The sequence below is a fragment of the Natronomonas sp. genome (assembly GCF_036625485.1).
GTDB lineage: Archaea > Halobacteriota > Halobacteria > Halobacteriales > Haloarculaceae > Natronomonas.
Genome location: NZ_JAZKTR010000028.1, coordinates 1 through 20,600 on the forward strand (window position 1 = coordinate 1; position 20,600 = coordinate 20,600).

A 20,600-nucleotide genomic window follows, 5' to 3' on the forward strand; every position below is an offset into this window, starting at 1 on the left:
CGGGTCGAAACCCACTTGGTGCCCCCGGACGGACCGCTGGTAATGAAGCTCGAAGGCAAACGCGTCTGTATCACCGGCGGTGGTGGCTTCGTCGGCTCGCATCTCGCCGACCGCCTCGTCGCCGACAACGACGTCACCGTCGTCGACACGTTCGCCAACGGTCGCCCCGAGTGGGTGCCGGACGCCGCCGCTATCGTCGAAGGCGACATCCGCGAGGAGTCGGTCATCGGCGAGGCAATCACGCCGGACACCGACCTCGTCTTCCATCTCGCCGCGGACAAGGACCCCAGCCGCGACGAGGTGGGGCAGTTCCGCGAGAACAACGCCCTGACCGAAGCGGTCGTCGAGCGATGCCGCGAGGCCGGCGTCGACAATATCGCCTTCACCTCCTCGTCGGTGGTCTACGGCGAAGCGCCGCGACCGACGCCCGAGGATTACGCCCCGCTTGAGCCGATCAGCATCTACGGTGCCTCGAAACTCGGCGAGGAGTCGCTGCTGTCGGTCCACGCGCACAGCCACGATTTCACCGTCTGGAACTTCCGATTCGCCAACATCGTCGGCCCGCGCCTCCAGTTGGGCGCCGTCATCCCCGATTTCATCCAGAAGCTTCGCGAGGACCCCTCCGAGTTGGAGATCCTCGGCGACGGCCGACAGGAGAAATCCTATATGCACATCGAGGACTGCGTCGATGCGATGTGCCACGTCGTCGAGAACGCTGACGCGCCCGTCAACACCTACAATCTCGGCACCCGGACGACGACCTCTGTCCGGACCATCGCCGACATCGTCGCCGACGAGATGGGGCTCGACCCCGAATACGCCTTTACGGGTGGTGACCGCGGCTGGGTCGGTGACGTGCCACGGATGCGACTCTCCGTCGAGAAACTCGCCGCGCTCGGTTGGGTGCCCGAAACCTCCTCGGACGATGCCGTCCGACGGGCGACCCGCGAACTGTTGGACGCGGACTTCGAGTCAGCCTGATACGGATCGTTGTAACGAATCACCGGCGAGCGCCGAGCTGGACCAGGCGCTCGCCGATAAAAGCATACAATAATCCGTATGACCGCCGCTCAGACCGAGAAGGGCGTTCGCGCCGTGACGTCGTGTTCGACGACCCGTAAGGTCGCTTCGGCGGTGTAGTCGCCGGGCTCGGGGTCGGGCCATACCTCCTCGAACATCGCCGTTTCGCCGGGCTGGAGTTCCGCCGTCGTCAGTTTCTGTGCGAACGCTTTGCCGTCGCTGTAGCGCCAGACCTCCTCGCCGTCCTCGTAGACGGCGAAGTCGGCTTGACCGGCATCACGAAAGGTCAGTTCGACGGTACTGTCACCGCCGTTGACGACGGTAAAGCGAAACGAGACGCCATCGCCGACGGTGACCTCCAGCGACGATTCGAGCATGACCTCGCTTGGGCGGCCTACCTAAAAGAACTACCTCAGAGCCCGAGCGCGTCGGCGACGTCTAGTCGCCCGGCGCCCTGCTCGTTTCCGGCCAGCCCGACGTCGTCGGCGGTGTCCTTCAGTCGTTGGCGAATCTCGCTGGCGGTGTATCCGGTGGCCGCCAACTGTGCGGCCCCGCCGCTGACGTGCGGGCAGGCCATCGACGTGCCCGAAAGCGTCTGATAGCCCCCGCCGAGATACGTCGAATAGACGTCGGCACCGGGTGCGGCGATCTCGATCTCCGGGCCCGTCGAGGAGAAGGACGCGAGGTCGTCGTTCTCGTCGGTCGCGGAGACGGCCATACATTCGGGATACCGGGCTGGCGCGGACACACAATCCGAACACGGGCCGTCGTTGCCGGCCGCCGTGACCAGCAGCGTCCCCTTCGACTCGGCGTACTCGCAGGCCTCCCGGAGGGTGTTCGACCCGCCGCCGCCCAGCGAGAGGCTCCCGACGTCGTAGCCCTGGTCGGCGGTCCACTCGATACCGGCGGCGATATCGGAGGTCAGCCCCGTCCCGAGGGCGTTCAGGACTTTCACGGCGTGTAGCGTCACCTCGGGTGCGACGCCGATCACGCCCTCGTCGTTGTCGATCGCCCCGACGGTTCCGGCACAGTGGGTCCCGTGGCCGTTGTCGTCGTTCCACTGGCTCGACCCGAGGCCGGCGAGGAAGGCCCGTCCTTCCCCGAGGTTGTCCGCGAGGTCGGGATGGCTGGCTTCGATGCCGGTGTCGATGACCGCCACGTCTGCGCCGTTGCCAGTCTCGCCCGCGCTGTGGGCGTCGGTCGCGTTCACTTTATCGATGCCGTAGGGAGTAGTCTGGGCGATGGCTTCGAGTTCGACGTCGGCCTCCACGAACCGGACGTCCTTCCGGCGGCGGAGGCCGGGGAGAGCGTTCCGGTCGACCTCTATGGTCAGTATATCCGTCGCGAGGTCGTGGTAGATCTCCTCGGCGCGGTCGGCAGCCGCTTGACGGCCACTCTGTGCGGTGTAGCCGACGTTGACGCGGACCGTATCACCGTTCTGCCGTCCATCACCCTCGCCAGCAACGAGGCCAGTGAGGCTGCTCGCGGCGACGGTACCGCCGACTAATTGGAGTGCGCTCCGACGAGAAATGCCCGAATCTCGTGCCATAGCCTCACGAGCGACGATATAATAATAGAAATTCTCCCGGAGAATACCTGCTATTTAAGTAACGCGTCCCTTCGGCCGTCGGAGTCGGTTGACGGGAACGCCTAAATCTGCCCATCTCGTAGGCGGGTTCGTGCAGGTCGTCGGCTACGAGACGGGCGAACGCGCGGGGACGGCGGAAGCCGCGCTGCTCGTCGCTCGTGAGGGCGTCGTCGAGCGCGAACCCCTCCCCGAAGGCCGACGGCTCGATTACACGCTCGGCGAGCGACGGTGTGCGGGCGCGCTCGATGGCGAGGAACACATCCCCTGTGAGGTCCCCGAGGCACCCTACTGTGAGGCCCACGATTCGACGTGGGTCTGTGCGCGTTGTACCGGCGACTGTCTGAAAGCCGAGATGGACTGCTATCAGCAGCACGCCGTCTACTTCGCGGCCTTCGCGCCGGATACGCTCAAGGTCGGCGTGACGAAACTGCCCCGCCTGCGGACGCGGTTCCGCGAGCAGGGCGCCGACCGCGGGGCCCACGTCTACACGGTCGAGAACGGCCGCATTGCGCGGGAGATCGAGGCTGAACTCGCCGCCGAGATCCCGGTCCCGGACGCCGTTCGCGTCCCCCGGAAGATCAACGGCATGGGCCGGACGGTCGACGAGGACGCGTGGAACCGCCTGCTCGCCGACTTCGATATAAAGGAGACGTACGCTTTCGAGTACGGGCTCGACCTCGATGCCGCCCCGGTGGCCGAAACCTTGGCCTCGGGCACAGTTCTCGGGACCAAAGGTCGCGTCCTGGTTCTCGAACGGGACGGCGGTCGGTTCGCGGTGGACATGCGCGACCTGGTCGGCTACGAACTGGAGGCCGGGACGTCCTCGCGGGAACTGCAGTCGAGTCTCGGCGCGTTCGGGTAATCCTCCCTTCGAGCCACCACAAGACGTTTATCACCGTGTGTGGGAGATGTTCGCATGCGACTCGAAGCCCTCCTCGCGAGCGTTGCCGTCGTCGTCCTCCTGGGGACGGTCGCCGCTGCAACGCTCGTGTCCGGGTTCGTCGCCGACCCGGGTCCCGACGAACCGCCCGCCCGCCTCGACGTGGCCGAGACGACGCTTTCGGCTGGCGAAGTGACCGGCGAGACGGCCACACTCGACGTCACGACCTACGTCCGGCACCACGGTGGCTCCGCCGAGAACGTGACGGTGGTCGTCCGCGCGACGGACGCCGAAAGCGGCCTCGTCACCGATACGACGAGCCGCGAACTCGGCACCGTCCGAGACGAGGGGGAACGCGAGGTGTCGCTGTCGGTGACGGTCCCCCGCGAGGGCGGCTACGAGGTGTCGACGATACTCTACGTTGACGGCCGGCGAGTCGATACGGCCACCGCCTCCGTCTCCGGGGTCGAGGCGCTCGAACCGCCCTACACCCGCACGTCGGTGTCCTTCCACGAGTTCGCCGACCAGCCCTCTGTCGAGTACCGCATCTCGTCGGTCGACGGCGACCGCGTGAGCCTGGACGTGACGAGCTATCTGACCAACGGCGGCGACGACCCCGAATCCGACCTCCGACTCGTCGTCACGGCTCGGCACGCCGACGCCTACGTCGTGGCGGACCGCGCGGAGACGAGCGTCGGAACCGTCGAACCGGGACGGACGGTCTCGCCGGAGGTGCAGGTGACGGTCCCCGACGACAACAACTACTACCTCGACGTGACGCTGTGGCGCGACGGCGTCGTCCTCGAATCGACGCGAGCGGCCGCGAACCTCGACCCCGAGGAGACGATCTCGGTCAACGAGACGCGACGGGAGATCGAGTTCGAGGCCGGCGACTTCGAGACGGGCGGCAGCGGGGCGCCGGACCGCGAGATGGAGACCGAGACCGGCGTGGAGAACCAGCCGGGACTCGGTGTTGGCGTCGCCCTCGTGGCACTCGTCGGCTCGCTGCTCGCCGCACGGAGGTGGTCGGCATGAGCGACACCGACGACGACCCCCGCGAGGAGTCCGCGACGGCCGACGAGTCCTCGGGGTGGAGCGCGGATGACGCCGATGAGCCTCCGGAATCACGACATGGTCCCGATATCGACGTCGATACCGCCGTCGGATATCTCATGTGGGGTGCGCTGGTCGGTCTCGGCATCCTCGCGGTTATCGCGACCGCCGGGTTGTACGGAAGCCTCTCGGCGATTATCGACGTCTGGGTTGCACGTCGGTATCAGCCGTTCGCGCGGTCGGCGCTCAATTTCGCGGTGCTGTGTGTGGCGGCGGCCGGCATCGTCGTCATCGCACGGCGCTTGCGGCGGCAGTGAGGTGCGAGACCTATGGACTTTTCTGCCGGGAGCCGAAAAGAGGGGCTATGACGGACAACGAAGAGGCCCCTGATGAGGGCGAGGAAGACGGCGAGGAGAAATCGTTCCGCGAGCGAGTCGAGGAGATCCGCCAGCAGCGCGCCGAGGAGCGCGAAGGCGAAGGCGAAGGTGAGGGCGAGGGCCTGAGCCGCGAGGAGAAGATGGAAGAGATGATGGGCGGCGGCGGTCCCGGTGGCGCCCCCGGCGGCATGGGCGGCGGTGGCGGCAGTCCCTTCGCACAGATGATGGGCGGCATGATGGGCGGCGGCGGTCCCGGCGGTGCCCTCGGTGGCGGCCCCGGCGGTGCCCCCAGCGAAGGCGAGGACAACGAGGAACTCGTCCGCGAGGTCCGCAAGGTCCGCGACGAACTCCACGACCTTCGCCGTGAAGTCGGGCGCATCGCAGACGCGCTCGAAGACTGAGGTCGACGGCCCTAGCTGTTCATCGGTGACCGTCCACGGCGGTCCCTCATGTAACCTGCATTTTATTTGCCCACGCTGTCAGTCTAAGGCAAGTGGGGATAATGTCGGAACTCAACCCGGACGAGGTAACGGCGGGTCTGTTGGCGTCGGTTCCGGATATCGTCTATATCGCGGATACCGACGGCCGGTTGGCGTGGTGGAACGACCAGCTATGCGAGGTGACCGGCTACGGCGACGACGAACTGGCTGGCCGGGACGTCTTCGAGTTACTCGCTCCTGACGACCGGCCGGCCGCCAAGGAATCCTTCGCGGCCGCCGGCACGTTCGACTCGACCGAAACCCGGGAGTTCGACGTCCTCACGGCCGACGGCGAGCGAGTTCCGCACGAGTTCAACGGCGGAGTTCTGGAGTCGAACGGGGAGGCGTACGTGGTGGGCATCGCCCGGAACGTGTCGGCGCGCCGGGAACGAGAGGCGGCCATACGGCGCCAGCGTGATGCACTCGAGACGCTGAACCAGATCAGCGAGACGGTACACGAGGTCATCCACGCGATCGTGGATGCGGCCACTCGCGAGGAGATCGAGGAAGCCGTCTGTGACCGGTTGGCGGCCTCCGAACTCTACCGGTCGGTCTGGATCGCCCGCAATCGACTGGAAGACACCGTCGAACCGGATACCGGCGTCGGAACCGCCGAGAATTTCCTCGAGGTCATAGACGAACTCAACGACCTCGACTGGGACCGACCGGCCTCGATCGCCCTCGAGACGGGCGAACTGCAGGTGGTTCAGGGCATCCCCGACTCGGACCTTCCGGATGAGGCTCGGACCGCGGCGGCCCGGATGGACATCGAGTCGGGAATCTCCGTCCCGATCGTCCACCAGTCGAACGTGATGGGCGTTCTCAGCGTGTATTCGTCCCGCCGGGAAGCCTTCAACGACCACGAACAGGCTGCCTTCCGACGACTCGGCGAGGTCATCGGCTTCGCGATCAACGCCGTCCAGACCGAGCGGCTCCTCCTGTCCGATACGGCGACCGAACTCACCCTCCGGGTTTCGAGTTCCGATGCGTTTCTCGCACGAGTCTCGGAGGCGGCCGACGGTCCCTGCTATCACGAGTGGTCGGCCCCGATGTCCGAGGGCCGCTATCGGCACTACGTCACGGTTTCGGGTATCGACCCCGAACGGGTCGAGGCGATCGCGGCGGAGCTCCCGACGCTGGAATCGATAGAACACGTCGGCGGCACCGACGGGGAGCACGTCTTTACGGTCGTGACGACCGATTCGCTCATCCGACGCCTCGTCGAGAACGGCGCCTCGCCGGCGTCGACGGTCGCCCGGGACGGGGAGACGACGGTCGTCGCCGAACTGCCGGGCGACGCGGAGGCCCGTCCGGTCGTGAACGCGGCCGAGGAACTCTACGACGCGGAACTGGTCTCGAAACGCGAGGTCGAGCGACCGGTCCGGACTGCCGACGAGTTCTACGACGCGGTCGCGGGACAGCTGACCGAGCGCCAGCAAGCGGCGCTCAGACACGCCAAACTGAGCGGCTACTTCTCGTGGCCGCGGGACGCCACCGCCGAGGAGATCGCCGAATCGATGGACATCAGTTCGGCGACCTTCCACTACCACATCCGGCGGGCCCAGCGGGCGCTCGTGGAGGCGTACTTCCAGCACCTAGATGCCTAGAGGAACGGTTGATGCTCGTGTGGTCGGAACGTTCGTGTGGAGGCTCCTGTCCTATCGGGCCGCCGTTGTCGGGCACGAGGACGTGGCCCGCACGGTCCGCACACGAGTCTTCGAATCGGTCGCTACACGCCTGATGCGTGGGGGATGGCGGCCGGTTAGCTGGGGTGGGGTGCACCCATGCGATCCGATAGGTCCTCGCTACGCTTTTCGGCCGTACCGTGGTCGTTTAAAAAGGATGTCGCCGGTCTACAGATAGCCGGCGTCGGCGAGGCGTTCGACGCCTTCCTTCAGTCGCTCTTCGCTGGCCGCATAGGAGAGTCGCGCGTAGCCCGGCGTCCCGAAGGCACTCCCGGGAACCGTCGCGACGTGGGCGTCTTCGAGGGCCCCTTCACACCATGCTTGGTCATCGTCATCGACGGGCAGCATCATGTAGAAGGCGCCGTCGGGGTAGGGGACCTCCTTGCCGTGCTCGGCGAAGAGGTCGATGAGCATGTCGCGGCGGTCCTCGAAGGCGTCGCGCATCTCCTCGACGGCCTCGTCGGTGTTCTCCAGCGCCTCGACGCCCGCGTACTGGACGAAGTGGGCGGCGGAGGAGACAGAATGCGAGTGGAGTTTGCTGGCCTGGTCGATGAGCGCCTGCGGCGCGGCGACGTAGCCGAGGCGCCACCCGGTCATCGAGTAGGCCTTCGAGAAGCCGTTGATGGTGACCGTCCGGTCGCCCATTCCCTCCAGCGAGCCCAGCGAGGTCTGCTCGACGCCGTAGGTGATGGCGTCGTAGATCTCGTCGGAGATGACGGTGATGTCGTGGTCGACCGCGAGATCGCGGACGCTCTCGAGCGCCTCGTCGGTGAAGACGGCGCCCGAGGGGTTCGACGGCGAGTTGATGACGAGCAGTTCCGTCTCGTCCGAAACGGCCGCCGCGAGGTCGTCCAGCGCGGGCGCGAGTTGGAAATCGTGCGCCGAGAGGTCGACCCGGGAGATGTCGCCGCCCGCCATCTTCGCCATCGCCTCGTAGCTGACCCACGCGGGGTCCAGCAGGACGACCTCGTCGCCGTCCTCGATGAGCGTCTGGAACGTCTCGTAAAGCGCCTGCTTGGCGCCCGGCGTGACGATGATCTCGTCGGTCGTGTAATCGAGGCCGTCACCGTCGAGTTTCTCGACGATGGCCTCCTTCAGCGGCGGAATCCCGTTGGACGGCGGGTAGCCCGTGTGGCCGTCGTCGATGGCCTGTTTGCCGGCCTCCGAGATGTTTGCCGGCGTCGGGAAGTCGGGTTCGCCGACCGAGAGGTCGACGATGTCGACGCCGTCTGCTTCCAGTTCCGATGCGAGGTTGCTGATAGCCAGCGTCGCGCTCGGTTCGACCCGTTCGACGCGGTCTGCGAAATCCATAGTCATTGTAGTTCCTCGGCGAGTTCAATAGCGCTCTCGACGGTGGTCGCACCGTAGTCGATGCGTTCGGCGGCTTCGGCCCCACTCATCCCGGGGCCGATGACGCCGAAGGCGACCGGGGTGTCCCGGTCCAGCGAGACGTCGGTCAGCCCCTGTGCGGCGGCGTCGGCGATGACCTGGTCGTGGTCGGTGTCGCCGGTGATGATCGCCCCGAGAACAGCGACGGCGTCGATGTCGTCCCGTCGCGCCAGTCGGTCCGCGGCCAGCGGCGTGTCGTACGCCCCCGGAACCTCGATGGTTTCGACGATCTCGGCGTCGGCCTCGGCGGCCGCCTCCCGTCCGCACTCTTCCATCTCGTGGGTAATCGGCCGCTCTTTGTTGAACTGCGCGACCACCAGCCCGAGCGCTACCATACTCGTCGGTGGGCGACGGCCGGTAAAAGAAGTGCCGAACTCGTTGTCCCGTTCACTGCGGGCCTCACTCCATCCGGTAGGCCATCATCACTTCGTCGACGAACTCGCCATCGATCTGGTAATGGTTCCGGCGGATGGCTTCGGTATCCCAGCCGTGGTCTTCGAGGAACTCGATACCGGGGATGTTGGTCGCCGGAACGCTGTTGTAGACCTTGTGGAAACCCTCCTTCTGTGCCCACGACATCGCCCGTTGCATGAGGTGGCTCCCGATGTCGTCACCGCGGTACTCCTCGAGGATACCAACCGTCAGTTCGGCGGTGTGGGCGAGCTTTTCGAGCTGTGGGCGCTCGACGCCACACCAGCCGACGACCTCGTCGTCGATGGTGGCGACGAAAAAGCGGCGATCTTCGAGGTCGCCACGCATCAGCGCGCTGTCGGCGGCCAGCTCGTTGGCCACGTCCTCGGCGACGATGTAACGCTTCTCCTCGGCAACCTGACGCATGACGCCGATGATTCCGGAGATGTCCTCCTGCCGTGCCGGTCGGATGGTCACTTCGGTCCCGTCGATCTCGTGTACCTCCTCGACGCCCGCCTCCAGTGCGGGGCGGAGTACGCCGCCCTCCTCTTCCAGCAGGCCGTCGCGTTTCATCACCGCGATCAACTGCTGGTAGCGGTCGGGGTCGGTCAAGAGGTCGGCATCTACGAGCTCATCGTAGGTCGTCTCCCCGTGCTCGTCGACGAACTCGTAGATGCGCTTGCGGTCTCGCGTCTCGAAGGTCGGTTGTTGCTCGGACATGATTCCCCTGACCTTTGGTCGCCAACGGCTTGAAACTTGGTGGTTGTTGACGTACAACATGGACGACACGTCCGTGAATAGAAACCTTATCGGCAGGTGAGAAAGGAACCACGCACATGGAACACAGCACGCCAGCGGCGACGCTCGGAGTCGTCGGCGGCGGCCAGTTGGGACGGATGATGGGCGAAGCCGCGGGCCCTCTGGGTGTGGAGTTGATCGTCTCCGACCCGACGCCCGATTGTCCGGCGGCGCCGGTCGTCCGCGACCAGATCGTCGGCGACTTCGACGATTACGACGCGATCCGGGAGTTGGCCGAGCGGGTCGACGTCCTCACCTTCGAGATCGAACTGGCCGACCCCGACGAGATGGAACGGGTCAGCGAGGCGACGGACACACCGGTCCACCCCGACCCCGATACCCTCCGGACGATCCAGGATAAACTGGTCCAGAACCGCGCGCTCGACGACGCCGGGATTCCGCTGCCCGAATACCGGCAGGTCGACGACGCCGAGGACCTGCTGGCCGCCGGCGAGGAGTTGGGCTGGCCGGTTATGCTCAAGGCCCGCGAGGGCGGCTACGACGGCCGCGGGAACCTGCCAGTCGAGGGCCCCGAGGACGTCGAAGACGCACTCGCGGCGGTCGGCGGGGCGGCCCTCGCCGAGGAGATGGTCGACTTCGAACGGGAACTGGCCGTCATGGGCGTCCGCGGCGACGGCGAGGTTCGCGCGTACCCGGTCACCGAGACGATTCAGGAGGAGGAGATCCTCCGTGAGATGGCCTGTCCCGCCCGCACCGACACGTCGGTCCGCTCGCGTGCGAGAGAGGTCGCCTTCGACGTGCTCGACATGCTCGATGGCCGCGGCGTCTACGGCATCGAACTGTTCGAGACGCGCGAAGGCGAGATTCTGGTTAACGAGATCGCCCCCCGGCCGCACAACTCCGGCCACTGGACAATCGAGGGCGCCTTGACCTCGCAGTTCGAACAGCACGTCCGCGCGGTGCTGGGCTGGCCGCTCGGCGCGGCCGAACGGCGCTGTCCGACCGTGACCACGAACATCCTCGGCGACGTCGACGCCCCCGAAATCGCCTCGCTGTCCGGAACCGAATCGATGCTGGAGGCCCACGGTGCTGCACTGCACTGGTACGGCAAGCGCGAGGTGCGGCCGCTCCGGAAGATGGGCCACGTGACGCTGGTCGACGACGACGCGTCGGATTGCGAGAACCTCCTCGCTCGCGCTCGCGAGTTGCGCGAGGAGTTGACCTTCGAGTAGTCCGCCGTCACCCGCTGTCGGAACCACAACGCCAAAGCGCCGGCCCGTTCGTATTCTCAGTATGACCCGCTCCGAGAAAGTTCAGGACCTCATCGACCTGCTTGAGGCGGAGGCCGAAACCGACCGCGACCCCGCGGACACGCCCGACGTCGGCATCATCATGGGCTCGGATTCGGACCTCGACACCATGTACGGCGCCTACGAGGCGCTGACCGAACTCGGCTTCGAAGAAGTCACCGACTACAACGAACCCCCCGAGAGTCAGTTCACCTTCGAGACCTTCGTCGTCTCGGCCCACCGGACGCCAGAACTGATGTACGCCTACGGCGAAACGGCCCGCGAGCGCGGTCTCGACGTCATCATCGCCGGCGCCGGCGGCAAGTCGGCGGATCTGCCGAACATGACCGCTTCTATCGCCTATCCGATTCCCGTGGTTGGCGTTCCCGTACAGGAGAAATCGGTCGACTCGGTCATCGGAATGCCCACCGGCGCGCCCATCGTCGCCGTCGACGCTGGCAAGTCGTTCAACGCCGCGCTGTCGGCCGCCCAGATTCTCTCGCGTGCGCACCCCGAACTGGCCGAGCGGCTGGACGAGTATCACGACACCCTGCAGGACGGCGTCGGTGAGGTCTCGCGTGAGTTGCACGAGCAAGGGACCGAGTTGTTCCGCGCAAACCGCGACCAGTCCACTTAAATATATCTCGCGTTGGCCTGGACAGCACCACTCTCGAAGCCCTTGGCCGGCGGCGGTCGAGGCTTTCTATCTGTTTGTGATCGAGAGGTCTCCAGACTTCGTTTATAAAGAAACGATTTCTGGCCGGTAACCCCGTCTGAAATCGCCTGATGCCTGATAAGGGCATCCCGGGCCGTAAATCAACTCTTATGTAGGGTTGCTCCTAACCGTCATACGATACAGACGCGATGAGCAATCCATGGATCGCTGTCGGTGCGCTGGCGTTGGTGGGGCTCGCGATTCCCCTCTCGATGATCGCAATCTCGAGTCTCCTCCGTCCCAGCGTTCCCGAGCAAGGTAAGCGTGCCATCTACGAGTCCGGTGAGGTTCCGACCGGAACGACGCGCATTCGGTTCAATATCCAGTACTACATGGTGGCGCTGCTGTTCGTCGTCTTCGACATCGAGACGGTGCTCATCTTCCCGTGGGCACTCATCTACAACGACGCAGTAGCCCAGCATGGTCTGAATTCGGTACTGGCACCGATGCTCGTCTTCCTCGCAATCCTTATCATCGGCCTCGGATGGGCATGGCGCAACGGTGCCGTTCGCTGGGTCAAAAGCGAACGTGCGGAAATCAAGAGTGAACTATGAGTAGCGAACAGGAAATCCACGACACAGTCTCGACGCAGGAAGCCCGGATGGGTGAGGGCGTCGACAACCGGTTCAATTCGAAACTTCGCGAGGCGTTCGGCTCCTCGCCGTTCATCCTCACGAAGTTCGACAAGTTCATGAACTGGGTCCGGGGTTCGTCGATGTTCATGCTGCAGTTCGGTATTGCGTGCTGCAGCATCGAGATGATTCATACCTACGCCATCAAGCACGACCTCGACCGCTTCGGCGCGGGTGTGCCGCGAGCGTCCCCGCGACAGGCCGACGTCATCATCGTCCCGGGGACCATCGTCTCGAAGTTCGCCCCGCGGATGAAGCGCGTCTACGACCAGATGCCCGAGCCCAAGTTCGTCGTCTCGATGGGCTCGTGTACCATCTCCGGCGGCCCCTTCCAGGAGGGCTACAACGTCATCAAGGGCGCCGAGGAGGTCATTCCGGTCGACATCCACGTGCCCGGCTGTCCGCCCCGTCCCGAGGCGCTGATCTACGGGATCGCCAAACTGCAGGAGCGGGTCGCCAACGGCGAGACGTCGCCGGTGACGGTCAAGCCCTACGAACTCGAACAGTTCGGCGACCTCGAATCGGACGAACTCGTACAGCATCTCGCAGACGAAATCGACGAGGAGGACCTCGTCATGCGCTACAACTGGGCTAACTCGCCATGAGTATCGAAAAACGCCGCCCCGACGAGGTCGAAATCGGGGTCACGGACGACGGCGAGGTCGACTACGCGGAACTGGAAGCCCTGCTCGGTGACACGGTCATCGACCGCGAGGAGCACGTCAACGCGCCCGCCTTCGTCGTTCGACCCGACGAAGTGCAGGACGCGCTGTTGGCGCTCCGCGACCAGGCCGGCTTCGACTACCTCTCCTGTGTCACCGCACAGGAGTACGACGACCGCTACGAGTCGATCTACCACCTGAAGAAGTACGACGACCCGACCCACGAGGTCGGCATCGTCGTCCCCACCTCGCGTGACGAACCGGTCTCCCAGTCCGGCGAAGTCGCCTACCGGACCGCAGACTGGCACGAGCGTGAGGCCTACGATCTCGTCGGCATCGAGTACGACGACCACCCCGACCTCCGGCGGATTCTCCTGCCCGAAACGTGGCAGGGCCACCCTCTCGGGAAGGACTACAACCCCGAGAAGCCGCAGGTCGTCCCGTTCCGCGAACACGCCAACCCCCTCGAAGAGGACCACCGTGGTGGCGGCGACGAGTCCGACACGATGTTCATCAACGTCGGCCCGCACCATCCCGCAACCCACGGCGTGCTTCACGTCAAGACGGTGCTGGACGGCGAGCAGATCGTCGACGTGGAACCGGACATCGGCTACCTGCACCGCTGTGAGGAGCAGATGTGCCAGCAGGGGACCTACCGGCACCAGATCATGCCGTACCCCGACCGCTGGGACTACGTCTCGGCGGGCATCCTCAACGAGTGGGCCTACGCCCGCGCGGCCGAGGACATGGCCGACATCGAGGTCCCCGAGTACGCACAGGTCATCCGCACCATGTCCGCGGAACTGTGCCGTATCGCGAGCCACATGCTCGCGCTGGGGACGTTCGCGCTCGACGTCTTCGGCGACTTCACGGCGACCTTCCAGTACGCCTTCCGCGACCGGGAGATCGTCCAGGACATCCTCGAGGACCTCACAGGCCAGCGGCTGATGTTCAACTACCTCCGCCTCGGCGGGGTCGCGTGGGACATCCCCGAACCCCGCGAGGACTTCTTCGAGAAGATCCGTGACTTCCTCGATGATCTCCCGGAGAAGACCAAGGAGTACCACAACCTGATCACCTCCAACGAGATCTTCCAGGTCCGCTGTGTCGGCACCGGCGAACTCCCGCCGGAGGTCGCAAAGCAGTACGGCGCGACGGGCCCGGTCGCCCGTGGCTCCGGCGTCGACATCGACCTGCGCCGTGACGACCCCTACGGCTACTACGACGAACTCGACTGGGACGTCGTCACCGAGGACGGCTGTGACAACTACAGTCGCGTCCTCGTCCGCATGCGCGAGGTCGAGGAATCCGCGAAGATCATCGAGCAGTGTGTCGACCTGCTCGAAGAATGGCCGGAAGACGAGCGGAACATCCAGGCCAACGTCCCGCGGACGCTCAAGCCCGACCCCGACACCGAGATCTACCGCGGCGTCGAGGCAGCCAAGGGCGAACTCGGCATCTACATGCGCTCGGACGGCACCGACAAGCCCGCCCGGTTCAAGATCCGCAGTCCGTGCTTCTGTAACCTGCACACGCTGCGAGAGATGACCGAAGGCGAGTACATCCCCGACCTCATCGCCTCGCTCGGCAGCCTCGACATCGTCCTCGGGGAGGTGGACCGGTAATGCTACAGACGACACCGCTTCCCGATACGATCGCCGACCTGCTCGGACTCAGTGGCACGCTCGGCGACGTCGTCGGCGGCATCATCGGCGCGGCCATCGTCGGTACACTCATGCTGACGATGACCGCCCTCGCCGGCCCGTGGGCAAAGCGGAAGATCACCGCCGCGTTCACGGACCGCTATGCGGTCAACCGTATCGGCCCTGCCGGGTTGCTCATCATCGTGGCCGACGCGGTCCGCCTGCTGTCGAAGGAACTCATCGTGCCCGAAGGCGTCGACCGGCCCGCGTGGGACCTCGCACCGCTCATCCTCGCGTGGTCCGCGCTGCTCGGTTTCGCCGTCATCCCGATGGGCAACGGCATCCACCTCGCCGACCCCGAGGTCGGCCTCGTCTACGTCTTCGCCGTCGCCTCTATCGCTTCGTTGGCACTCGTGATGGCCGGCTACTCCTCGAACAACAAGTTCTCGTTCCTCGGCGGGCTACGCGCAGTCGCGCAGAACCTCGCCTACGAGATCCCGCTCATCCTGCTGGCCGCCTCGGTCGTCCTCTTCGCCGGGTCGCTCCAGATGAGCGAGATCGTCGCCGCACAGGCCGAGACGCTCGTCTCGGTCGGCGGTGTCGCGATTCCCTCCTGGTACGCCTTCGTCAACCCCTTCGCGTTCGTGCTGTTCATGATCGCGAACCTGATGGAGGTCGGCCGCAACCCCTTCGACATCCCGGAGGCCCCGACCGAAATCGTTGCCGGCTACCAGACCGAATACTCCAGCGTCTACTTCGTGCTCGTCTACCTCGGCGAGTTCATCCACATCTTCCTCGGCGGGGCCATCATCGCGACCCTCTTCCTCGGGGGTCCGGCCGGTCCCGTCCTGCCCGGTATCCTCTGGTTCCTTATCAAGATCTGGGCCGTCTTCCTGTTCACGCAGTGGGCGCGGTCGGCGCTGCCCCGCCTGCGTATCGACCAACTCATCGAGATCGGCTGGAAGGGGATGCTCGTCCTCGCGCTGGCTAACCTCATCCTCACCGCCGTTATCGTTGGGGTGATCGCCTAATCATGATTGGAATGCTCAAATCGATGGCAACGACGATGAAACACGCCCTCGACGGTGAGAAGTTCACCGTCCAGTACCCCGAGGAGACGCCCGACGTCTCCCCGCGGTTCCGTGGCGTCCACAAGTTCAGCCAGGAACGCTGTATCTGGTGCCGGCAGTGCGAGAACGTCTGCCCGAACGACACCATCCAGATCATCACCGACGACCAGCGCAACGGCGAGGAGTACAACCTCCACATCGGCCAGTGTATCTACTGCCGACTCTGCGAGGAGGTCTGTCCCGTCGACGCCATCCTGCTGACCCAGAACTTCGAGTTCACCGCCGACACCAAAGACGAGTTCGCACTTAACAAGGAACAGCTCAAGAACGTTCCCTGGTACAAGGACATCGACCCTCTTGCCTCCCGGGAACCCGACCGCGGCGCGTGGATCGACGAGGGCGAAGGCGAAGTCGACTATCAATAGCGAGCCACTTTGTGCACGCTCCGGCGGTTCGGCGCTTCGCGCCTCGTCGCCGGGAACCGCCTCGGGGGCCTTCTCAGGAAGACTCCCTTCGGTCGTCTTCCAACGCTCTCGTTCGCTTCGCTCGCGAGACCTCCGAAGGCCCCACTCGGCGGATGCTTGCTCTCGTATTCCTTTTGAATAGCCGATACTTCCGATGACTCTATCGCCGGCAACCGCTGTGTACAACGTCAAGGCTTACCACTCATGCCGCACACCACTTCCTCGCTATGGAGAAGGTATCCATCGACGAGCTGGAAAACGCCCCGCGCGTCGCGGACGTCCAGAAGCACGCCACCGACCCGCTGAACCTGTCGGATATGGCGTTGAACTACTACGAACTGGAGCCCGGCGATTCCTTCTCGGGCGGCCTGCACACCCACATGGGCCAGGAGGAGGTCTTCTACGTCATGGAGGGAACGGCGACCTTCCAAACGGAGGACGGAAACCACGAGGTTGGGCCCGATGAGGTAATCCGGTTCGCCCCGGGGGAGTATCAGGAGGGTCGCAACGAGGGCGACGACCGGATTCGCGCGCTGGCGCTCGGCGCACCGCAGGGGATGGGCGAGACGCGCGCGAAGGTTCCCTGCGCGGAGTGCGGCGCGGACTACCACGAGACGGAGGTGAGCGAGGACGGCGTGACGCTGACCTGTCCCGACTGTGGCAACGTCGTCGAGATGTAACCGCGCCCGAGACGCCCCGGAACCGCGCCGATTTTTACGCCCGCTTCCGGAGATACGGGTATGAGCGACGACGAACTCCCCGAAGTACCGGTGGTCTGTTCTGCGTGTGATACCCGGACGCGAGTGCCGTTCGAGGACGTCGAGGAGGCGGTCGCGCGCCACAACGAAGGACTCCACGACGGCGAACAGATCGCCGAAGTCGACCCCGAAGTACTGGACCAGCTTGCCGATTTCGTCGCCGAGGACATGGGACTGCTCGACGAATAGGCCGAATCGGCCCTGAACCACCCCCGACCACCCCCCGTTTTCGGCTACATAAGGAAATCTTCAAAGGGTACCCCGCTTCAGGGGTAAACAATGGCTGTAGTACCGCTTGAGACACTGGCGTTCCTGTTGTTCGCTCTGGTGACCGTCGGGGCGAGCTTGGGCGTCGTGTTGGTCCGGGACGTGTGGCATTCGGCGCTGCTTTTGGGTGCGGCGCTACTGTCCGTCGCGGTCCACTATGTGATGTTAAGCGCCGAGTTCCTGGCGGCGATGCAGGTACTCGTGTATGTCGGTGGGGTGCTCGTCCTGATCACCTTCGCCGTCATGTTAGTCCGCCGGGATGATGACGTCGACACCGAGGAGGTGACGGCATGACGACGCGACCTCGCCTCCATACCGAGACCAACAAGGTGGCCGGCATCCTCGCGGTGGCGTTGTTCGGCTTCCTCGCCGCCGTCTTCCTCACCGCCGGCTTCGGGTCGCCGGTCGGCTTCGACGGCTCTGTGACGAGGTCCATCGGCTACGCGATGTTCGACCTCTCCGGCGGCGACATCGCTGGGGAGGGCTTCCTCGTGTCCTTCATCACCATCGCCGTCGTCCTCGACGCCGCCCTCGACGGCGCCGTCATGCTCGCCGAGCAGGACGAGGAGGGTGATTCCTGATGGTACTCGACACCGTTCCCGTCGAGTACTACCTCGTCCTCTCGGCGGCCGTCTTCTGTACCGGCCTCTTCGGCATCCTGACGCGCAAGAACGCGCTGATGTTCTTGATGAGCGTCGAGTTGATGCTGAACGCAGCGAACATCAACCTCGTCGCGTTCTCGTTCTATTGGGGGGAGGTGACCGGCCAGACCTTCGCGCTGTTCACGATGGCGCTTGCCGCCGCTGAGGTCGCCGTCGGTATCGGTATCATCCTCGTCCTCTACCGGAACTTCGAGAGCGTGAGCGTAAGCGAGGCAACGACTCTGAAGTGGTAATATGGCAGGAGTATTCGCATACGCGCCGGCTATCGCCGCACTCCCGTTCGCGTCGTTCCTTGTAGCCCTGATCGCGGGCAAATGGATGCCCAAGAAGGGCGCCCTCGCGGGCATCCTTGCGACGGCCGGTTCGCTCGGCCTGTCGCTCGTGGTGCTCGGAACCGTCGCCCTGACCGGCGAAGGCTACAACGAAACGCTGTATACGTTCGTGGACGCCACCGAGACGTTCGACCTGACCTTCGGCCTGCTCATCGATCCGCTGTCGGCGTCGATGCTGGTCATCGTCTCGCTTATCGCCTTCCTCGTCCACATATTCTCGCTCGGCTACATGAACGACGAGGGCGAACCGGGCCTGCCGCGCTACTACGCCGGCCTCGGCCTCTTCAGCGCGAGCATGCTCGCGTTCGTCTTCTCGGACAACCTGCTGATGGCCTTCATCTTCTTCGAGCTGGTGGGCCTCTGTTCGTTCCTCCTCATCGGCCACTGGTTCCGTGAGGACGCACCGCCGTCCGCAGCGAAGAAGGCGTTCCTCGTCACCCGCTTCGGTGACTACTTCTTCCTCGTCGGCGTCGTCGGCGTCCTGGCGACGTTCGGTACCGCGCAGTTCGCGGGCGCGGAGGGCTTCCCGGCGCTGGCCGAGGAAGCCCTCGGCGGTTCGGCCACGTACTTCGGCTTCGACGCCGCGACGTGGTTCTCGATTCTCGGCCTCCTCGTGCTTGGCGGCGTGATGGGTAAATCCGCCCAGTTCCCGCTGCACACGTGGCTGCCGGACGCGATGGAAGGTCCGACGCCCGTCTCCGCGCTGATTCACGCGGCGACGATGGTTGCGGCCGGCGTCTTCCTCGTCGCCCGGATGTACGGCTTCTACGCGCTGCTGCCGACGGTGCTCGCCATCATCGCCTTCATCGGTGGCTTCACGGCCCTGTTCGCGGCGACGATGGGCCTCGTGAAGAACGAGATCAAGCAGGTGCTGGCGTACTCGACCATCAGCCAGTACGGCTACATGATGCTCGCGCTGGGATCGGGCGGCTACGTTGCCGCGTTCTTCCACCTGACCACCCACGCCGTGTTCAAGGCGCTTCTCTTCCTCGGCGCCGGGTCGGTCATCATCGCCATGCACCACGACGAGGACATGTGGAACATGGGCGGTCTGAAAGACGAGATGCGCGTGACCTACCTCACGTTCCTCGCCGGGTCGCTCGCGCTTGCAGGTATCTTCCCGTTCGCGGGCTTCTGGTCCAAGGACGAGGTACTCTACGAGGCGCTCGTCCACGGTCTCGGCGGCAGTCCGCTACTGTTGGGCGCCTACGCGATGGGGCTGACGGCCGTCTTCCTGACCGGCTTCTACACCCTCCGGATGGTCATGCTGACCTTCCACGGTGAACCCCGGACGGACATCGCCGAGGACCCCCACGCCGTCCGCTGGAATGTCAAGGGCCCGCTCAGCGTGCTCGGCGTTCTCGCGGTCGTCATCGGCTTCATCAACCCGCTGCCGATCAAGAAACTCACGGGCGCGAACGTCGACTTCCTCCATGCCTTCCTCGACAACGAGGCCAGCGAGGGCTTCCTGACGAGCGCCCACCATTACGGCGAGTTGACCCACGACTTCGCCGGCTACTCGACGGGGACGCTCGTCGGCGGCGAGATCGGGACGCTCCTGCTCGGGGCCGGCCTCAGCCTCGGACTGGCGCTTGCCGGTTCCGGTGCGGGCTACTTCCTCTATCGCGGTGCGGAACCGACCCGTCACACCGAGAAACTCGGCGGGATCCAGACGCTGCTCATGCACAACTACTACCAAGACGAGTATCAGGTGTGGCTCGCCGAGGGCCTCACGCTCCGCGTCGCGCGGGTCGCCGACGCCTTCGACCAGGGTGTCATCGACGGCGCGGTCAACGCGGTCTCCAGCGTGAGTCTGTTCTCCGGCGACCGCCTGCGTCGGCTTCAGTCAGGTATCGTGACCAACTACGCGGCGCTGATAATCCTCAGCCTGCTCGTACTGCTGGGCGTCTTCGCGGCGCTCGGGGGGTGGTTCTGAATGTACGTCGAAGCCCTCATCGCGCTATGTCTTGTCGGTGCCGTGGGCGTCTTCGTCGCCCCGAACCGCTACGCGAAGAAACTCGCGCTCGGCTTCAGCATCCCGCCGCTGCTCGTCTCGCTGTACATGTACGTCGCCTTCGACGGGAGCGGCAACGCCCTCCTCGGCGGCGACATCGCCTACGAGACGTTCTTCGCGTGGCTCGAACTCGGCCCCTACGCGGTCAACTACCACATGGGCCTGGACGGCATCTCGCTGCCGCTCGTCGTCCTTTCGACGGTGCTGACGTCGGCGGCCATCCTCAGCGCGTGGACGCCCATCGACGAACGGCAGAGCCAGTTCTACGGCCTCATGCTGTTCATGGAGGCGAGCCTCATCGGCGTCTTCGGCGCGCTGGATTTCATCCTCTGGTTCGTCTTCTGGGAGGCCGTCCTCGTCCCGATGTACTTCCTCATCGGCGTCTGGGGCGGCCCACGCCGGAAGTACGCCGCGATCAAGTTCTTCGTCTACACGAACATCGCCTCGCTGG

Annotated in this window: 25 protein-coding genes; 20 read left to right on the forward strand and 5 right to left on the reverse strand. The window is 65.1% G+C overall.

The features are described 5' to 3' along the window. The first annotated feature begins 42 nt into the window (after positions 1–42). Positions 43–981, forward strand: coding sequence for an NAD-dependent epimerase/dehydratase family protein (locus V5A53_RS04625; RefSeq protein ID WP_332312405.1), 939 nt, complete (start codon positions 43–45; stop codon positions 979–981). Positions 982–1,070: 89 nt separating this feature from the next. On the opposite strand, the gene V5A53_RS04630 is transcribed toward V5A53_RS04625, so the two are convergent. Together V5A53_RS04630 and V5A53_RS04635 are read right to left on the reverse strand one after the other, a co-directional pair. Further along, complete coding sequence (locus V5A53_RS04630) at positions 1,071–1,397, reverse strand: BsuPI-related putative proteinase inhibitor (protein WP_332312406.1); 327 nt, start codon at positions 1,395–1,397, stop codon at positions 1,071–1,073. 35 nt (positions 1,398–1,432) lie between these two features. Then, entirely contained in the window at positions 1,433–2,569 is a 1,137-nt protein-coding gene (locus V5A53_RS04635; RefSeq protein ID WP_332312407.1) for a S8 family peptidase, read from the reverse strand. Positions 2,570–2,699: 130 nt separating this feature from the next. Between V5A53_RS04635 and V5A53_RS04640 the strand changes: the two genes are divergently transcribed. The 5 genes from V5A53_RS04640 to V5A53_RS04660 all read left to right on the forward strand — a co-directional run bounded on the left by V5A53_RS04640 (position 2,700) and on the right by V5A53_RS04660 (position 7,004). Further along, positions 2,700–3,470 (forward strand): DUF2797 domain-containing protein, encoded by a 771-nt coding sequence (locus V5A53_RS04640; RefSeq protein ID WP_332312408.1) that lies wholly within the window; start codon positions 2,700–2,702, stop codon positions 3,468–3,470. A gap of 54 nt (positions 3,471–3,524) precedes the next feature. Beyond that, on the forward strand, positions 3,525–4,523 hold the full coding sequence (locus tag V5A53_RS04645) for a DUF7490 domain-containing protein (protein ID WP_332312409.1): 999 nt from the start codon (positions 3,525–3,527) through the stop codon (positions 4,521–4,523). After that, positions 4,520–4,858, forward strand: a complete 339-nt coding sequence (locus tag V5A53_RS04650) for a hypothetical protein (protein ID WP_332312410.1) — start codon at positions 4,520–4,522, stop codon at positions 4,856–4,858. Before V5A53_RS04645 ends, V5A53_RS04650 begins: the two co-directional genes overlap by 4 nt. A 47-nt stretch (positions 4,859–4,905) precedes the next feature. Beyond that, positions 4,906–5,319, forward strand: coding sequence for a hypothetical protein (locus V5A53_RS04655; RefSeq protein WP_332312411.1), 414 nt, complete (start codon positions 4,906–4,908; stop codon positions 5,317–5,319). 101 nt (positions 5,320–5,420) lie between these two features. Continuing rightward, positions 5,421–7,004 (forward strand): bacterio-opsin activator domain-containing protein, encoded by a 1,584-nt coding sequence (locus V5A53_RS04660; RefSeq protein ID WP_332312412.1) that lies wholly within the window; start codon positions 5,421–5,423, stop codon positions 7,002–7,004. 246 nt (positions 7,005–7,250) lie between these two features. On the opposite strand, the gene V5A53_RS04665 is transcribed toward V5A53_RS04660, so the two are convergent. The 3 genes from V5A53_RS04665 to V5A53_RS04675 form a co-directional block, all read right to left on the reverse strand. Further along, positions 7,251–8,399 carry a pyridoxal phosphate-dependent aminotransferase gene (locus V5A53_RS04665; RefSeq protein WP_442928598.1) on the reverse strand — a complete coding sequence of 383 codons (1,149 nt, stop codon included), beginning with the start codon at positions 8,397–8,399 and terminating at the stop codon, positions 7,251–7,253. Next, the gene (gene ribH / locus V5A53_RS04670) at positions 8,396–8,806 is read right to left on the reverse strand and encodes a 6,7-dimethyl-8-ribityllumazine synthase (RefSeq protein WP_332312414.1); all 411 of its coding nucleotides are present in this window, start codon (positions 8,804–8,806) and stop codon (positions 8,396–8,398) included. The genes V5A53_RS04665 and ribH overlap by 4 nt, the downstream gene beginning before the upstream one ends. 64 nt (positions 8,807–8,870) lie before the next feature. Continuing rightward, entirely contained in the window at positions 8,871–9,602 is a 732-nt protein-coding gene (locus tag V5A53_RS04675; protein ID WP_332312415.1) for a GNAT family N-acetyltransferase, read from the reverse strand. Between the two features lie 116 nt (positions 9,603–9,718). Here V5A53_RS04675 and V5A53_RS04680 point away from each other — a divergent pair, with 116 nt between their 5' ends. The 14 genes from V5A53_RS04680 to V5A53_RS04745 form a co-directional block, all read left to right on the forward strand. Beyond that, positions 9,719–10,873 carry a 5-(carboxyamino)imidazole ribonucleotide synthase gene (locus V5A53_RS04680; RefSeq protein WP_332312416.1) on the forward strand — a complete coding sequence of 385 codons (1,155 nt, stop codon included), beginning with the start codon at positions 9,719–9,721 and terminating at the stop codon, positions 10,871–10,873. A gap of 61 nt (positions 10,874–10,934) precedes the next feature. Beyond that, positions 10,935–11,567, forward strand: a complete 633-nt coding sequence (purE, locus tag V5A53_RS04685) for a 5-(carboxyamino)imidazole ribonucleotide mutase (RefSeq protein ID WP_332312417.1) — start codon at positions 10,935–10,937, stop codon at positions 11,565–11,567. Between the two features lie 227 nt (positions 11,568–11,794). Continuing rightward, positions 11,795–12,199 (forward strand): NADH-quinone oxidoreductase subunit A, encoded by a 405-nt coding sequence (locus V5A53_RS04690; RefSeq protein WP_332312418.1) that lies wholly within the window; start codon positions 11,795–11,797, stop codon positions 12,197–12,199. Continuing rightward, positions 12,196–12,882 (forward strand): NADH-quinone oxidoreductase subunit B, encoded by a 687-nt coding sequence (locus tag V5A53_RS04695; protein WP_332312419.1) that lies wholly within the window; start codon positions 12,196–12,198, stop codon positions 12,880–12,882. The genes V5A53_RS04690 and V5A53_RS04695 overlap by 4 nt, the downstream gene beginning before the upstream one ends. Continuing rightward, the gene (locus tag V5A53_RS04700; RefSeq protein WP_332312420.1) at positions 12,879–14,564 is read left to right on the forward strand and encodes an NADH-quinone oxidoreductase subunit D; all 1,686 of its coding nucleotides are present in this window, start codon (positions 12,879–12,881) and stop codon (positions 14,562–14,564) included. Before V5A53_RS04695 ends, V5A53_RS04700 begins: the two co-directional genes overlap by 4 nt. Next, on the forward strand, positions 14,564–15,613 hold the full coding sequence (locus V5A53_RS04705) for a complex I subunit 1/NuoH family protein (protein WP_332312421.1): 1,050 nt from the start codon (positions 14,564–14,566) through the stop codon (positions 15,611–15,613). Before V5A53_RS04700 ends, V5A53_RS04705 begins: the two co-directional genes overlap by 1 nt. A 2-nt stretch (positions 15,614–15,615) precedes the next feature. After that, positions 15,616–16,077 carry a NuoI/complex I 23 kDa subunit family protein gene (locus V5A53_RS04710; protein ID WP_332312422.1) on the forward strand — a complete coding sequence of 154 codons (462 nt, stop codon included), beginning with the start codon at positions 15,616–15,618 and terminating at the stop codon, positions 16,075–16,077. A gap of 266 nt (positions 16,078–16,343) precedes the next feature. After that, positions 16,344–16,796, forward strand: a complete 453-nt coding sequence (locus V5A53_RS04715; RefSeq protein WP_332312423.1) for a cupin domain-containing protein — start codon at positions 16,344–16,346, stop codon at positions 16,794–16,796. Positions 16,797–16,856: 60 nt separating this feature from the next. Beyond that, a complete protein-coding gene (locus V5A53_RS04720; RefSeq protein WP_332312424.1) occupies positions 16,857–17,063 on the forward strand; it encodes a hypothetical protein in 207 nt (68 codons plus the stop codon). 90 nt (positions 17,064–17,153) lie between these two features. After that, positions 17,154–17,435, forward strand: a complete 282-nt coding sequence (locus tag V5A53_RS04725) for an NADH-quinone oxidoreductase subunit J (RefSeq protein WP_332312425.1) — start codon at positions 17,154–17,156, stop codon at positions 17,433–17,435. Beyond that, positions 17,432–17,722, forward strand: a complete 291-nt coding sequence (locus V5A53_RS04730) for a hypothetical protein (RefSeq protein WP_332312426.1) — start codon at positions 17,432–17,434, stop codon at positions 17,720–17,722. Before V5A53_RS04725 ends, V5A53_RS04730 begins: the two co-directional genes overlap by 4 nt. Continuing rightward, a complete protein-coding gene (gene nuoK, locus V5A53_RS04735; RefSeq protein WP_332312427.1) occupies positions 17,722–18,036 on the forward strand; it encodes an NADH-quinone oxidoreductase subunit NuoK in 315 nt (104 codons plus the stop codon). The genes V5A53_RS04730 and nuoK overlap by 1 nt, the downstream gene beginning before the upstream one ends. A 1-nt stretch (position 18,037) precedes the next feature. After that, the gene (nuoL, locus tag V5A53_RS04740) at positions 18,038–20,071 is read left to right on the forward strand and encodes an NADH-quinone oxidoreductase subunit L (RefSeq protein WP_332312428.1); all 2,034 of its coding nucleotides are present in this window, start codon (positions 18,038–18,040) and stop codon (positions 20,069–20,071) included. Further along, on the forward strand, positions 20,072–20,600 hold a 529-nt coding region (locus V5A53_RS04745), incomplete at its 3' end, for a proton-conducting transporter transmembrane domain-containing protein (protein WP_332312429.1). It lies immediately after the preceding gene.

What these genes read in the sequence shown, in the direction of transcription:
- V5A53_RS04625 (WP_332312405.1), top strand. Translation starts at nt 43, where the DNA reads ATGAAGCTCGAAGGCAAACGCGTCTGTATCACCGGCGGTGGTGGCTTC.
- V5A53_RS04630 (WP_332312406.1), bottom strand. Translation starts at nt 1,397, where the DNA reads ATGCTCGAATCGTCGCTGGAGGTCACCGTCGGCGATGGCGTCTCGTTT.
- V5A53_RS04635 (WP_332312407.1), bottom strand. Translation starts at nt 2,569, where the DNA reads ATGGCACGAGATTCGGGCATTTCTCGTCGGAGCGCACTCCAATTAGTC.
- V5A53_RS04645 (WP_332312409.1), top strand. Translation starts at nt 3,525, where the DNA reads ATGCGACTCGAAGCCCTCCTCGCGAGCGTTGCCGTCGTCGTCCTCCTG.
- V5A53_RS04650 (WP_332312410.1), top strand. Translation starts at nt 4,520, where the DNA reads ATGAGCGACACCGACGACGACCCCCGCGAGGAGTCCGCGACGGCCGAC.
- V5A53_RS04655 (WP_332312411.1), top strand. Translation starts at nt 4,906, where the DNA reads ATGACGGACAACGAAGAGGCCCCTGATGAGGGCGAGGAAGACGGCGAG.
- V5A53_RS04660 (WP_332312412.1), top strand. Translation starts at nt 5,421, where the DNA reads ATGTCGGAACTCAACCCGGACGAGGTAACGGCGGGTCTGTTGGCGTCG.
- V5A53_RS04665 (WP_442928598.1), bottom strand. Translation starts at nt 8,399, where the DNA reads ATGACTATGGATTTCGCAGACCGCGTCGAACGGGTCGAACCGAGCGCG.
- ribH (WP_332312414.1), bottom strand. Translation starts at nt 8,806, where the DNA reads ATGGTAGCGCTCGGGCTGGTGGTCGCGCAGTTCAACAAAGAGCGGCCG.
- V5A53_RS04675 (WP_332312415.1), bottom strand. Translation starts at nt 9,602, where the DNA reads ATGTCCGAGCAACAACCGACCTTCGAGACGCGAGACCGCAAGCGCATC.
- V5A53_RS04680 (WP_332312416.1), top strand. Translation starts at nt 9,719, where the DNA reads ATGGAACACAGCACGCCAGCGGCGACGCTCGGAGTCGTCGGCGGCGGC.
- purE (WP_332312417.1), top strand. Translation starts at nt 10,935, where the DNA reads ATGACCCGCTCCGAGAAAGTTCAGGACCTCATCGACCTGCTTGAGGCG.
- V5A53_RS04690 (WP_332312418.1), top strand. Translation starts at nt 11,795, where the DNA reads ATGAGCAATCCATGGATCGCTGTCGGTGCGCTGGCGTTGGTGGGGCTC.
- V5A53_RS04695 (WP_332312419.1), top strand. Translation starts at nt 12,196, where the DNA reads ATGAGTAGCGAACAGGAAATCCACGACACAGTCTCGACGCAGGAAGCC.
- V5A53_RS04700 (WP_332312420.1), top strand. Translation starts at nt 12,879, where the DNA reads ATGAGTATCGAAAAACGCCGCCCCGACGAGGTCGAAATCGGGGTCACG.
- V5A53_RS04705 (WP_332312421.1), top strand. Translation starts at nt 14,564, where the DNA reads ATGCTACAGACGACACCGCTTCCCGATACGATCGCCGACCTGCTCGGA.
- V5A53_RS04710 (WP_332312422.1), top strand. Translation starts at nt 15,616, where the DNA reads ATGATTGGAATGCTCAAATCGATGGCAACGACGATGAAACACGCCCTC.
- V5A53_RS04715 (WP_332312423.1), top strand. Translation starts at nt 16,344, where the DNA reads ATGGAGAAGGTATCCATCGACGAGCTGGAAAACGCCCCGCGCGTCGCG.
- V5A53_RS04720 (WP_332312424.1), top strand. Translation starts at nt 16,857, where the DNA reads ATGAGCGACGACGAACTCCCCGAAGTACCGGTGGTCTGTTCTGCGTGT.
- V5A53_RS04725 (WP_332312425.1), top strand. Translation starts at nt 17,154, where the DNA reads ATGGCTGTAGTACCGCTTGAGACACTGGCGTTCCTGTTGTTCGCTCTG.
- V5A53_RS04730 (WP_332312426.1), top strand. Translation starts at nt 17,432, where the DNA reads ATGACGACGCGACCTCGCCTCCATACCGAGACCAACAAGGTGGCCGGC.
- nuoK (WP_332312427.1), top strand. Translation starts at nt 17,722, where the DNA reads ATGGTACTCGACACCGTTCCCGTCGAGTACTACCTCGTCCTCTCGGCG.
- nuoL (WP_332312428.1), top strand. Translation starts at nt 18,038, where the DNA reads ATGGCAGGAGTATTCGCATACGCGCCGGCTATCGCCGCACTCCCGTTC.